9 protein-coding genes are annotated in these 14,319 nt (G+C 35.1%); 5 read left to right on the plus strand and 4 right to left on the minus strand.

Going from position 1 to position 14,319, the window contains the following annotated elements; all coding sequences use genetic code 11:
- Window positions 1-114: 114 nt before the first annotated feature.
- Window positions 115-648: an alpha-ketoglutarate decarboxylase gene (locus BST92_RS04515; RefSeq protein ID WP_211292438.1), complete on the plus strand. Its 534-nt coding sequence runs from the start codon at window positions 115-117 to the stop codon at window positions 646-648.
- Window positions 649-676: 28 nt separating this feature from the next.
- On the opposite strand, the gene BST92_RS04520 is transcribed toward BST92_RS04515, so the two are convergent.
- Complete coding sequence (locus tag BST92_RS04520; RefSeq protein ID WP_105070377.1) at window positions 677-982, minus strand: hypothetical protein; 306 nt, start codon at window positions 980-982, stop codon at window positions 677-679.
- Window positions 982-1,965 carry a polyprenyl synthetase family protein gene (locus tag BST92_RS04525; RefSeq protein ID WP_105070378.1) on the minus strand — a complete coding sequence of 328 codons (984 nt, stop codon included), beginning with the start codon at window positions 1,963-1,965 and terminating at the stop codon, window positions 982-984. Before BST92_RS04525 ends, BST92_RS04520 begins: the two co-directional genes overlap by 1 nt.
- A 139-nt stretch (window positions 1,966-2,104) precedes the next feature.
- Between BST92_RS04525 and BST92_RS04530 the strand changes: the two genes are divergently transcribed.
- Genes BST92_RS04530 through BST92_RS04545 form a run of 4 tightly spaced genes read left to right on the plus strand, consistent with a single transcriptional unit; the run spans window position 2,105 to window position 8,775 of the window.
- Window positions 2,105-2,719: a TetR/AcrR family transcriptional regulator gene (locus BST92_RS04530; protein ID WP_342747831.1), complete on the plus strand. Its 615-nt coding sequence runs from the start codon at window positions 2,105-2,107 to the stop codon at window positions 2,717-2,719.
- Entirely contained in the window at window positions 2,720-4,090 is a 1,371-nt protein-coding gene (locus tag BST92_RS04535) for a TolC family protein (protein ID WP_105070379.1), read from the plus strand.
- A 24-nt stretch (window positions 4,091-4,114) separates the two neighbouring features.
- Complete coding sequence (locus BST92_RS04540) at window positions 4,115-5,272, plus strand: efflux RND transporter periplasmic adaptor subunit (protein ID WP_105070380.1); 1,158 nt, start codon at window positions 4,115-4,117, stop codon at window positions 5,270-5,272.
- Between the two features lie 2 nt (window positions 5,273-5,274).
- A complete protein-coding gene (locus tag BST92_RS04545; protein WP_105070381.1) occupies window positions 5,275-8,775 on the plus strand; it encodes an efflux RND transporter permease subunit in 3,501 nt (1,166 codons plus the stop codon).
- 335 nt (window positions 8,776-9,110) lie between these two features.
- Here the strand turns inward: BST92_RS04545 and BST92_RS04550 are convergent, their stop codons facing one another.
- On the minus strand, window positions 9,111-11,372 hold the full coding sequence (locus BST92_RS04550; RefSeq protein ID WP_105070382.1) for an inorganic phosphate transporter: 2,262 nt from the start codon (window positions 11,370-11,372) through the stop codon (window positions 9,111-9,113).
- 191 nt (window positions 11,373-11,563) lie between these two features.
- Window positions 11,564-14,302 carry a TonB-dependent receptor gene (locus BST92_RS04555; protein WP_245910862.1) on the minus strand — a complete coding sequence of 913 codons (2,739 nt, stop codon included), beginning with the start codon at window positions 14,300-14,302 and terminating at the stop codon, window positions 11,564-11,566.
- Window positions 14,303-14,319: the final 17 nt, after the last annotated feature.

Below are 14,319 nucleotides of genomic sequence, written 5' to 3' on the forward strand. Positions count from 1 at the left end.
ATATCGAAGGAATTCTCCTTTTTATCAAATGTAAGAGCAAAAATAAAGAAAAGTGCTCGGATGACATCGACTTTTGTATATTTATAACTATTGAATTTGCTAAAAAACAGCATTATGAAAAACACATCTACCCTATCAATTACGATATTCTTAGTTTGCAGCCTATTTTTTTACCAATCTAATGGCCAACAAAATATAGAAGGCTCTAATTTTTGGAATAATGTAAGATTTGGAGGAAACGTAGGTGCCAACTTTGGTAATAATTTTACATCAATTTTAATTGCTCCACAGGCTATTTATCAAGTAAACAATACGGTAGGACTAGGTGTAGGTCTCAATTATAGTTACTCTGAAAGAGATTTAAACAGATTTGATGATTTTAAATCAACGGTGGCTGGTGGTAGCTTGATTGCTATCGCATCTCCTATAGACTATCTACAAGTTAGTGCTGATTTTGAATATCTAAATGTAAATAGAAACTTTGCAGATGCTAGTTTTGATGATAATTACTGGATTCCGGCATTGTTTTTAGGCGCAGGTTATCGACAAGGCAACTTTGTGATAGGTGCTCGATATGATGTCCTATATGATAATGAGCGCAGTATTTATAATAATGGGATTCAACCTTTTGTGAGAGTATTGTTTTAAAGACACGCTTTCGCGAAAGCGTCTAAATTTACTGCCTCAGTCTAAACTGAATCTTAATCCATTCTCGATTGATAAATCCTAGAATGATGCCGTGTTGCAAATGGCGTTCTTGAACATCTGCTAGATAGTAGAGTTGTTGTAACTTAGGATTTGAGTCTTCTATAGCTTCATTAAGTAACGAAGCTAGCTCCATGAGAAACTCTTTAGGATTATTTTCTTCTATGGCCTCAAATCCAGATCGCTCTAAATCCTTATTTACTTGATTTTTATAAATCGTAAACACATGATGTCTAGACTCTAACTTTTCTTGTATTTGTGGTAGTAAATCACTCATTAACTAACACGACTCATTAAATCAAGTGAAAAAGCAGTAAGCTGTTTTTTAGAATCATTACTTATAGCCAGTTGTTCAATAATGTTAAGTGCCTTATTTGTGTATTCTTTAATAGCATCTAGGGTTGCGACAGCACCACCGCTTTCTTCAAAAAATACTTTTACCGTTTCTTTCTTTGTTTCTATTTGCTCTTCATTCATCTTTTGATAATCCATAGCAAACCATTCTTTAAGCTCAGTAGCGCAACCTTCATCTTCAAGACTCTTAAGATACAAATAGGTCTTTTTGTTCTCTCTTATATCACCACCTACTTCCTTACCAAAGGTTTCTGGATCTCCAAACGCGTCTAGATAATCATCCATTAATTGAAAGGAAAGCCCCAAATTAATTCCATAATCATAAATAAGTTGTTGCTCCTTTTGATCGACTCCAGCGATAATCGCTCCCATTTGTAATGCGCAACCTACCAGGACAGAAGTTTTTAATTTAATCATGTTGATGTATTCTGGTATTGTTACATCGTCTCGAGTTTCAAAGTCTACATCATATTGCTGTCCTTCACAGACTTCAAGAGCCGTTTTAGAAAACACTTGATTCAACTCATAAAAAGTTTCAGGATCATAAGAATTAAATAACTGATAAGCCATGATTAGCATTGCGTCACCAGATAAAATACCTGTATTTACATCCCATTTGACATGTACCGTTTCCTTACCACGACGCAAGTCTGCAGCATCCATAATATCATCATGCAATAAAGTAAAGTTGTGAAATACCTCTATCGCAATAGCAGCATCCATAGCTTTTTCTACCGGTGCACCATACATCTGTGAACTCATAAGAGTCAATAGTGGTCGCAGCCGCTTACCACCTAATTGTAATATATAGTGTACTGGATCATATAATGATGCAGGTTCTTTTGCGGTAACTCTAGATGTTAACGCCTCTAGAAAAACAGTTCTTAATTGGGACATTTCATTCATATGGTAAAAGTAATCATACCTAAAGGATCAGAAAAGAATCTTTTACCTACAGGTAATGTTAAACAATTGTAAAACTTTGGAAACTCTAATCGTTTTTAAAGTTTCCGCAGTTTATATTTGCAGCTGCTTAAATTAAAATATGACCGAAATTAAAACTGAGATATTAGAAAAATCTATGGAAATGTTCTTAGACCTAGGGTTTAAGAGTGTGACCATGGACGACATATCTTCAGAAATGGGAATGAGTAAAAAAACGCTTTATAGTTATTTTAAAAATAAAGAAGAGCTTATTACAGAGGTAACTCTTAAAATTTCAGACACGGTATGTGAAGGAATAGATCACATATGCAGCACCTCATCTAATCCCATAGAAGAATTGTACGACATTAAGAAGATGATTCTACAATATATTAAAGGAGATAAAACCTCACCGATACATCAATTACATCGTTATTATCCACGTGTATATCAAAAAGTAAATGCGATACAATTTGAATATATGAAAGAGTGTATTAATAAGAATCTAGAGTTAGGTATGGAACAAGGTTTATATCGTGATAATCTCGATAAAGAATTTGTATCTAGAATCTACCATGTAGGTTTACAAGGAATTAAAGATTTACATCTGTTCCCTAATACTCAATTTCCAGTACAAAAATTACATGATCAATATTTAGAGTATCACCTGCGTGGTATCGTAACTCCAGCAGGACGTAAAATTCTCAACCTAATCACTAACACAAATCACGATTAAATGCCCTTTAAAATTAAAATAGCAATACTGCTTTTTGGTCTCGCTTTCGCGAAAGCGTATAGCCAAGAACCAACTCCATCCAGTTATAGCTTATCATTAGAACAAGCCATAGAACACGGATTAGAAAACAATTATCAATCCATAAATGCAAAACGAGATGTCGCTAAAGCTTTAAAACAAAAGTGGGAAACCACAGCGACGGGTCTACCCCAAATTAACGGTTCTGTAGATTATCAAAATCAATTAAAGCAGCCTGTCACTCCTTTACCTGGAGAACTGGCTGGTGGCGCTCCTGGAACATTTGTTCCTGTCGTTTTTGGACCTAGACAAAATATGAGTTTAACCGCTACATTAACTCAGTTAATTTTTGACGGATCTTATATTGTTGCCTTAGAGGCCTCAAAGACTTTTCTAGACTTTTCAGAAAATGCTAATAATAAGACAAAACTAGAAGTAAGGAAAGGAATCATTAATGCTTACGGTGGTGTCTTACTGACTGAAGAAAACATAGAAATCATTACTAAAAACCGTAATACACTTGAAAAAAATCTAGATGAGACAACAAAAATCTTTGAAAACGGCCTGGCCGAAGAAGAAGATGTTGAACAATTACAAATCACACTATCTCAACTAGATAATCAATTGAATAGTGCCAAAAGACAACGAGAGATAGCACTTGATATGTTGAAACTGGCGCTAGGTATTGAGCTATCTACTCCTGTAACCTTAACAGATGATCTAGAGGCCTTAACGATGCGCAATATAGATCCTTCTGTAACAGAAGAGTCGCTAGAAATGGATAAAACTGTAGACTACCAGATAGCTTATAACTACACACAACAGCGACGTCTAGAGCATAAACTAGAACTAGCAAAAGGACTACCTACTGTGAGCGGTTTTATAAATTATGGTACTCAATCGTTTGACAATGATTTTGCATTCTTTAACAGCGATCAACCATGGTTCCAGCAATCTGTTGCCGGTATTAGTATTAACGTTCCTATATTCAGTTCTTTTGGTAGAAAAGCAGCACAGGACCGTACTAAAATAGCCTGGGATCAAGCCGAGACTGATTTACAACGCACCATGGAAGAAATACGTCTTAACTATGCTACTGCAGTAAATAATTATCAAACAGCCATTGACAATTATACGACGAGTAAAGATAATCTTGCACTAGCAGAGCGTATTGAAAATAAAAATACTATCAAATTTAGAGAAGGAATTGCTACCAGTTTTGATTTAAGACAGGCACAAACTCAATTATACAGTACACAAGCAGAGTATCTAAACAGCATGTATCAAGTTATTACAGAAAAAGCAAATCTGGAAACTATACTTAACCTACCCAATTACACAACCAAAAACTAAATTTCACCACTGAACATTCTTATCATGAAAAAAATATTAATCATACTTACAACAGCACTTATTGTTTCTTGTGGTGGTAAAGCTCCATCCATCGACGAGCTACTAGCGCAAGGTGATGAAAAAGCAATTGCCGCAAAAAAGACTGAATTAAATAATCAAAAAGCGTCCATTGAAGAGACTCTTAAAAAAATACAAGATTATCAAAATGAGCATGGAGACAAGCCTATTAATACACAGGTAAGTACCATGACTATTAAGGACACACTATTTGATCATTTTATAGAACTTCAAGGTAGTGTGGATACTAAACAAAACATTACCATAATGCCAGAAATGTCTGGGCTATTGACACAGGTATATGTAAAAGAAGGACAAAAAGTCGCGGCTGGACAAATTCTTGCAAAAATTGATGACGGCGGATTATCACAGCAAATTCAACAAATGCAAGTTCAAGAACAGCTTGCAAAGACCACTTTTGAACGTCAAAAAAGATTATGGGATCAGAACATAGGATCTGAAATTCAATATTTACAAGCTAAAGCCAACTATGAAGGACAAAGCAAGGCAATAAGCTCTATGCAACGTACGCTATCTAAAACTACCGTTAGAGCTCCATTTGCTGGTACCATAGATGACGTTATTACAGAACAAGGTAATGTGGTTAGTCCAGGAATGACGGCTTTATTTAGATTAGTATCCTTAAAGGATATGTACATTAATGTAGATGTACCAGAAACATACATTACTTCTATCAAAAAAGGAACTGAAGTCACTGTTGAGTTCCCTGTACTTTCAGAAAAAATGGAGAGCAAAATCAGACAGACTAGCAGTTACATCAACCCTGCAAACCGTTCTTTCTCTATTGAAATACCTGTAGATAATAAATCAGGCAACATAAAACCTAACCTTACAGCACGATTAAAAATTAATGATTACACATCAGAAAATGCAATTCTAGTACCATTAAGCGTCATTAGTGAGAATCAAAACGGTGAGCAGTATGTGATGATAGTTAACGAGTCTGAAGATGGCTTACAAGCTGCCAGACGTCAAGTAACAACTGGAAAAGCAAGTGGTGACTTAATTGAAATTACTAAAGGTCTTAAAACAGGTGATCAAGTGATCACTGAAGGTGCACGTACAGTAAGAGAAGGACAATTAATTGATATCAAAAACTCTTAATCATGGCTACCAAAAAGAAAAGTGATAAGGAGTTTAAAATGTCTTCATGGGCCATAGACAATTCTACAGTTGTTTATGTAATGATGGCGATTATCTTCTTCCTAGGATTGAGCGCATATAATAATATGCCTCGAGAAGACTTTCCTGAAATTAAGGAAACTAAAATTTATATCTCGAGTGTATGGCCTGGTAACACCGCTGAAGATGTAGAACGACTTATAACAGATCCACTAGAGGATAAATTAAAAAACATCTCTGGTGTTACAGAGACTGAGTCCACATCACAAGAAGATTATTCTATTATAATCGTTGAGTTTGACGAAGATATTGAAGTAGAAACAGCAAAACAATTAGTAAAAGACGAAGTAGATTCTGAAAGCGCAGGAGAAGACTGGCCTACCTTCAATAATAAACCGGTTACTCCTAATGTTTTTAATCTGACCTTGAGTGAAGAAATGCCTATAATGAACATTAATATTAAAGGTGATTATACGGTCAGAAAATTAAAAACCTATGCAGAATATCTAGAAGATGAAATAGAAGATATTGAGCAAATTAAGCAAGTTGATATCCGTGGCGCACAAGATCTAGAGGTTGAAATAGCAGTAGACATCTATAAAATGACTGCGGCACAAATCAGTTTTGATGACATCTTGAATACGGTACGTGGTGGAAATGCAACTGTTAGTGCTGGTAATTTAAAATCTAGCGGTCAACGTCGCACCATAAGAATTGTAGGAGAGATTAGCGACCCTAAAGAACTGGAAAAATTTGTTATCAAGAATGAGAATGGGCCTATTTACATAAGAGATGTTGCAACGATTACGTTTAAAGAAGAAGATAAAAACACTTTTGCGCGTGAGTATGGTGATCAAGTAGTGATGCTAGATGTAAAAAAACGTTCTGGTAAAAACATGATTGTTGCGGCAGATGCTATTAGAGAAATAGTTAAAGAATCTCAAGAATCTGGTGCTTTACCAGCCGATCTTGATATAACAATAGCAAATGATCTTTCTTCAAAGACATTGAATCAGGTTGATGATTTAGTTAATAATATCATTTTCGGTATTTTACTAGTAGTAGGTGTTTTAATGTTCTTTTTAGGATTTAGAAACGCACTATTTGTAGGGTTTGCGATACCTATGTCCATGTTTATGTCCTTTGCTATTATTAGCTTTTTTGGATATACACTTAATACGATGATACTTTTTGCTATGATTATGGGGTTAGGAATGCTAGTCGACAATGGTATTGTAGTTGTGGAAAACGTTTACCGTTTAATGGATGAAGAAGGTATGTCGCGTATTGAAGCGGCTAAAAAAGGTGTAGGAGAGATCGCAATACCTATTATCATCTCAACTTTAACTACTGTTGCTGCATTTGTACCGCTAGGACTATGGCCTGGTTTAATGGGGCAGTTTATGATCTATTTCCCTATCACATTGTCGATTGTTTTAGGTAGTTCTTTATTTGTTGCCATCTTCTTTAACTCTATGTTGGTATCTAAATTTATGGAGATTGAAGACCGCAACCTAAGTGTAAAACAACTGCTATACCTGACGGCTATTATGGGAACCTTAGGGATATTTATTCTTATAGTCGGTGGACCTGTTAGAGGTTTAGGTAGTGTAATGGTATTAACGGTTATTCTTTTCTGGTTATATAAATACCTAATAAAGCCATTAACGCGTGGTTTTCAAAAGACCTTTCTAGCTTGGCTAGATAAAGTATATGAAAACTTCTTAAGGTTTGCTCTTAGAGGAATTAAACCCTACTTATTCATAGGCGGAATGTTCATAATGTTTGTGGCTGTGTTGATGGCTTTCGGTAGTTCCATTAGTTCTGGCAGGACAAAAATTGAGTTCTTCCCTGATAACAAACCTAATCAGATTATTGTCTATGTAGAGTATCCACAAGGAACAGCAATAGAAAAAACAAATCAGATTACAAAAGAAATTGAATCTCGTGTATTTGAAATCATTAATGCAGAGGAATATATGGAAGGTGATCGTAACTTTTTAGTAGAAAGTGCCGTGTCACAGGTAGGAATGGGAGCTGGTAATCCTCAAACAGATGGTGGTAGTGCTGCAGAGATGCCTCATAAAGGTAAAATTACAGCGAGCATGCGTGAGTACAAATTCCGTAATGGAAAAGACAGTGAGGTACTGCGCAAGAAAGTCCAAGAAGCACTAGCTGGCGTTTATCCTGGTGTATCTATTTCTGTAGAAAAAGATGCTGCTGGACCGCCGCAAGGTTATCCAGTCAACATTGAACTTGAAGGGAATGATTATGGTGAGCTTATAGTGACTGCAGAGCAAATGGTGAAATTCCTTAATTCACGAAATGTAGCTGGTGTCGATCAATTAAAAGTTGATGTTAATAGAAGTAAACCTTCTATGCTAGTTCAAGTTGATCGTGAAAAGGCAGGTGAACTAGGTGTAAGCAATAGTCAGGTAGGTATGCAGCTACGTCGTGCCGTTTTTGGAGAAAAGGCTGGTATATATAAAAAAGACGGAGAAGATTATGATATCAACATCCGTTTTAATGATGAACAGCGTTATGACCGCAGCGCTATTTTTAATCAACGTATTACCTTTAGGGATATGGCGACAGGCCAGATCAAGGAAATACCTGTTAGTGCCATTGCACAGCAAAAAAACACTTCTAGCTTTAGCGCAATAAAACATAAAGATGCAAAACGTGTAGTAACTGTATACTCTGCTTTAAAACCAGGATTTACAGATGCTGGTGCTGTAGTCGCAGACATTCAGAACGAGATGCTGGATTTTGCAACTCCTAAGGATATCAAAATAGATTATACCGGTCAAATTGAGGAACAGAATAAAGAAATGGCCTTTTTAATGAGCGCTTTATTTGGTGGGTTATTTTTAATCTTCCTTATTCTTATTTTTCAGTTTGGTTCTATTTCTAAGCCTACTATCATTATGGTTGCCATTTTCTTAAGTTTTATAGGTGTATTCTTAGGCCTCATAGTTACAGGAGACTCCTTTGTGATATTAATGACTATGATGGGTATTATATCACTAGCAGGTATTGTGGTAAATAATGGTGTAGTACTCATAGACTACATAGACATTCTTAAATTAAGACGTAAAGAACAGTTAGATCTTGAAGATGATGATATTATTGGTAAAGAAGACATGTTTAATGCTATTGTTAAAGGTGGTAAAGCACGTTTAAGACCGGTTATATTAACAGCGATAACTACTGTACTAGGACTTATACCACTAGCGATAGGTTTAAACATCAATTTCTTTACCTTATTTAGCGAGTTTGATCCTAAAATATTTGTCGGTGGAGATAACGTAATTTTCTGGGGACCACTCGCTTGGACAGTTATCTATGGACTGATTTTTGCAACTTTTTTAACCTTAGTAATTGTGCCGGTACTTCTATATATGGTGCACCGTTCAAAGCTTAGATGGAGAAGATTTAGATCTCCTAAAACAGTTGAAATTGAAGAACAAACTGAGGCAGCCTAGTTCATCCCTATAAAACTGGTTGTTGATGTAGCCCTTTCCTTTACTGGAAAGGGCTTTTTTATGACCATTACCTATCCATACTATTGAATTTAAAGAGGTCCCTTTTTTTAAAGACAAATCGCTAATGTCATAATGAGTAGACCATCATCTCCTATTACCTTTCCATTAAACAACTATAGAGTAAGTTGGTATTTACGCTTTCGCGAAAGCGTAACTCTTCTAACCTTTTTAAAAACAAAAACAGGTTTACTAATCAAGTTAACAAGTAAAAAATTGACTGTAAAAAAAATCCTGCCTTAACAAAGACAGGATTTTGGTTTTAAAATTAATACGTTTTAATCTTCAAAACGTTTTGCGTCATACTCTGTATAATAGCGCTCTACAACATTCATAGCTGCATTCATTAGATCGCGAGTCTCTAATAATAAACCAAAGTATAGCGTCGTGTTTTTAGGTGAATTTTCAGTATCCTTTGTACGCTTTACTTGTTTATCAATTTTTTGATCAATTAGTCCTAAAAGCTCTTGTTTCAACGTGATAATCTCGGCCAGTTTACCAAAATCCTTTTTAGTAAATATGGTTTGAGAAACCGCAAACACTTCATGACTTCTCAAGATAATCTCTTTAAGATCCTTAATTTGAGTGAATTTTAAACTCTTATGATTATTATCTATATGGGTCGTGGCAGATTTTGAGATATAATCTAGTGATTGTGATATATCCTGTAAATTACCTAATACCTCTATATAAAATTTTGATGCTCCTAGATGTTGTTCATCTAGGTTACGTATTAGGTAGAAGATGTTATTACGCAAGCCATCAATCTCACTGCTTAACTTATTTGCTTCTTTCTTAGAAGACTTTAAGATACTTAAGTCCTGTGATATCAATCCGTCTAATGTGTTTTTATAAATGCGCTTAGAACGTTTAAATACCGCAGCTACATTCTCAGAACTTTCGTCAATAATTCCTTGTATCGTATTACTTTCTGCTTTTTTAAGCTCTTCAGTTTCCTTCTCTACCTGTTGACTATTCTTATGATTGACAAAACTGCGCACTAATAAAATGATTGCTACTACAACCAGACCTAGTATAGCATAGAACCCACCATAATAAATGATTAACGCAAATACCGCAGCTGCGGTAAAGGCACTAAATGCAGTGAAAAACCATCCACCTATTACATTAAGTACACCTGCAATACGATACACGGCACTTTCTGTTCCCCATGCTCTATCTGCAAGTGACGTTCCCATAGCAACCATAAATGTTACATAAGTAGTTGATAATGGAAGTTTAAATGAAGTTGCAATAGATATTAATATACTAGCAACCATTAAATTCACACTTGCTCTTACATAATCAAAGGCAGGCTTATCTGCGTGTTTAGGCAGTACTGCTGGCTCTGGTAATTTTTCAAATCTAGAAGCGATATAGTTAGTAGTTTTTTCAGGTAGAATATGCTGGATAGCCTCAGCAGCATTTAACGAGTAACGTACTAAGATTCTAGAAAACGCATTAGATTGAAAGCGCTCTGTACCGCTGTCCTGTCTAGCAAGATCGACAGATGTTTTTACTACAGCTTGCGCCTTTGAAGAAAACCATAAGGTAACAACCATTACAACTCCTGCGATAACCAGTAACCATTTATTAGATGGTAATTTCTCACCTAATGCTGCCATACCATAAACCGTGGCGTCTACACCACTACCACTCCAGGCTTCCCATGCTTGATAAGCACCTATAGGCACACCTATGAAATTTACTAGATCATTACCTGCAAACGCCATAGCTAGTCCAAAAGTTCCTAAAATGATAATTAGTTTATATATATCCCATTTCATGATGTATACATAAAAGTAACTGAATAGCATCCAGAAAACTGTAGCCCAACCGACTAGCGTGAATACATCTAGTCCATTTAGAAAACTCGTTAAACCACCTAAATCTGCTCCTTTTAAACCTTTAACGATGATAAAGTAAAACAAACTAGTCATAGACAATCCTCCAAAAAATCCTGCTAGATATGCCGGCCTTTTTGAATAGTTGAAAGTAAGCATCAATCTGGATAAGAATTGAACAATTGCACCTATCGTAAATGCCACCACTACTGATAATAGAATCCCTAATATGATTTCTATAGCTTTATCACTTGCTATGTATTTACCTAGATCAAGAATTGTTTCACCGGTATCACCTTCGCCATAAATTTTAATCAATGACATACAGACAGCGGCACCTAAGAGTTCAAACACAATAGAAACTGTTGTAGAGGTAGGTAATCCCATGGAATTGAAAAAATCCAACAACAATATATCTGTGATCATCACGGCCATAAAAATGATCATCACCTCATCAAAATAAAACTCGCTAGGCACAAAAATCCCTTTACGCGCGACTTCCATCATACCACTAGAGGACAATGCTCCTACTGCGATACCTATACTGGCTATAATCATTATGGTTTTAAAGCTTATCGCTTTAGAACCTATAGCACTGTTTAAAAAGTTTACTGCATCATTACTTACTCCTACGACTAAGTCAGTGATGGCAAGGCCGGCAAGTATAACCAGCATATAAACATAAATATCTCCCATTTGAGGCTAATTTAAGAGTGCAAAAATCATACTTTATTAGTTACTGTACGTTACCTAAGTGTTATAAATTCATCTCACTTGTAAGATTCCGCTTTCGCGAAAGCGTATATCATCAAAACTTAAAGAACATAACCTAGTTTCATAAAAAAAGCCACTCTTATTGAGTGGCTTTTTTCGTTATTTAGTTTGCATTAAAATTTAATACCATAATTTAAGGAAAGTGTAGTTTGCGGACTACGGAATGAGAATGTTCTATTTTCAGTACCGAAAAATTCATATTCACTTTCTCTATCATCACCTAAAATATTGTCTATTTTAAATCCAATGCTGTGTTTGACAGTTTCACCAAAAGTTTTATTTGCGGTAAAATTTAATGAATTAAATGGTAGCGTATAAACGTCTGGAATATCTCCAGAACCTACGATTTCCAATGTTCTTCCTTGAACGTTGAAAAAGGCTCCTATTCTTAAATCGGATTCTGTTTCATAAACTAAACCAGCATTTACTAGATAAGGAGACTGTCCTTGTAATGGTCTAGTATCGTCTAGAGTTTGCCCATCTCTTAATGTATCTCGCCTATTATTTTCTTCATCTTCACTATAATTTTGATTAGAATCAATTATAGATACGTTTAAAGTTGCATTAAAGTTTTTAAGTGCAGGGACAAAACCTAAGTTTTTACGCAATTCTATTTCTGCACCTAGCACTGTTGCGTTTCCTAAGTTAAGGGGCGTGAACTGACCTTCGGCCTCACGTATAAAACTTAATTCTATAGGATCTTTAAAATCTTTATAAAAAGTACTGATTGCATAAAAATCACTTCCTTCACCATATTTCTCTAATCTTACATCAAAATTGTTAATATAAGTTGGCTGTATGTCTCTGTTACCAATAAAGAAGAAGTTAGAAATAGGATCAAAGATTTCAGCCTCTGAAGCCTCTTTAAATGAAGGTCTTGCTGTTGTAATAGAGAAAGAACCTCTTAATTTAAAGTTTGAATCCTCATTTAAATCATAGATTAAGTTTAAACTTGGAAATACATCAGCCTTATCAATAAATTTTTCATTATCAAAAACTTGACCTTGTTGATTTTGACCATTATATGTTAAATCAAATTTTTCAAATCTTACACCTAAAATTGTTTTTAAACGATTTGTAAGTTGAAATTCATCAGATATGTAAGCACTACCAATCGTAATTTGAGAATCAAAGTTATTAGTAATATTAAAATCAGATCTTACCGCCACACCAGAACCAGTATTAGGATCATAAATATTATCAGGAGCTAGAATTTCATTTGGGTCACCATTAAAGTTTGAGCTTTGAAAGTTCTGTAAAATAAACGAGTATTGATCTACCGAAAAATCACGATTTTTATATGTGAAGCCTGCACCAAACTTAAGCTTAGCACTTTCATTAAACAACTGATGTTTTCTAGTAAAATCTATTCTACTTGCTAAGTTCAATTCCTGTAGTTCTCTGTAAAGTCTTGTTGGGTCACCTGCCTCAGATGGCTCAATGGTAGCGGTACTTCCATCAATTCTAAAAGGTGTTGTTCTAAAATCTTTATCATCTACGCGAGATAAAGTTGGAGATATTTTCCATTCAGTATTCCATGATCCGTCTTTATTATTATGCTCTCCTGAAAGTAATACATTAGTTAACGCACGCTCAGTGTAAGTAAGCACATCCTTTTTGATTTGATTAGAACTACGCTCTGCATTTTGTTGTGTAATTAACGCAGCATTTGATTCACCATTTTGAATGTGAAGTACATTAATTCTATATTTTGAAAATTCAGTTTTATATGTAAGTCCCAATAGACCATTAAGAAGTATATTATTTACACCTACGGCACCTTGCTGGCTTCTATCCACAGTTGGTGTCAATACAGAAGTATCTGCATTTTTCCTAAAAATTTGTCCATCAACAAAATTTTCATAAAAATCAGTATCATTTTTATAGGCAAGAGAGGCCGTAAAACCTAAAGAGTTCCCACTATCAAATTTGTACTTATTCCCACCAGAGAAACTAAAACCAAAATTCATAAAACTTTTTTCTCGCATTGCTGCAAGTTCGGGATTAAATCGCTGTGTCAACTCTCTCACTAACGATCCATCCTGCTGTAATAGCGGAATGTTAGTTCCTGCAGCAATAGGTGAATCTCTAGTTCCATCATCAAAACCTAAAAAATCAGTATCACCACCATTATAACTTAAATAATCATCATTAAAGTGCATGTCTGGATTGTATCCTAAACTAAAACTTAAAGAATACTCTTCACTAGAAGGAATGTCTTTAGTTAATATGTCTACTATACCACCTGTAAAATCTGCAGTTAAATCTGCAGTAGAAGATTTTTTTACCTGAAGATTTTCTAAAACACCTGTCGGAAAAATATCTAATTGTAGTGCATTTTTATCAGGATCTAATCCTGGAACTTCCATACCATTAAGCAGAGTTTTTGTATATCGATCCCCAAGACCTCTTACATAGACAAATTTTCCATCTTGAACTGATACTCCTGGAACAGCCTTTACAGCACTTGCCACAGAAGATGAACCAGCTTTTTTTATAGTTTCAGAAGAAAGCCCATCTAGAACTACAGTTGAGTTTTTTTGAACCTCTAGTACTGCCTTTTCAGAGTTTTGTCTTCTGGTCACTGTTATAACAATGTCATCCAGTGCAGCAGCAGATGCATTTAAAGTTACATCAACAATAGTAACCTCTCCAGCTTTAATAACCACATCGGTAATTTCTTTACTTGAATAACCTACAAAGGAATAAACAACAGTGTAAGTTCCTGGCTCCATATTGATAGAATATTTCCCATCAAAATCTGTTGAAGCACCATAATTCGTATTCTTTACGGTAACATTTGCAAATGATAATACATCATCAAAATCACCATCGAGTATTTTACCTGTCAAAGTTCCGGTTTGTCCAA

Source organism: Nonlabens arenilitoris (assembly GCF_002954765.1).
Classification (GTDB): domain Bacteria; phylum Bacteroidota; class Bacteroidia; order Flavobacteriales; family Flavobacteriaceae; genus Nonlabens; species Nonlabens arenilitoris.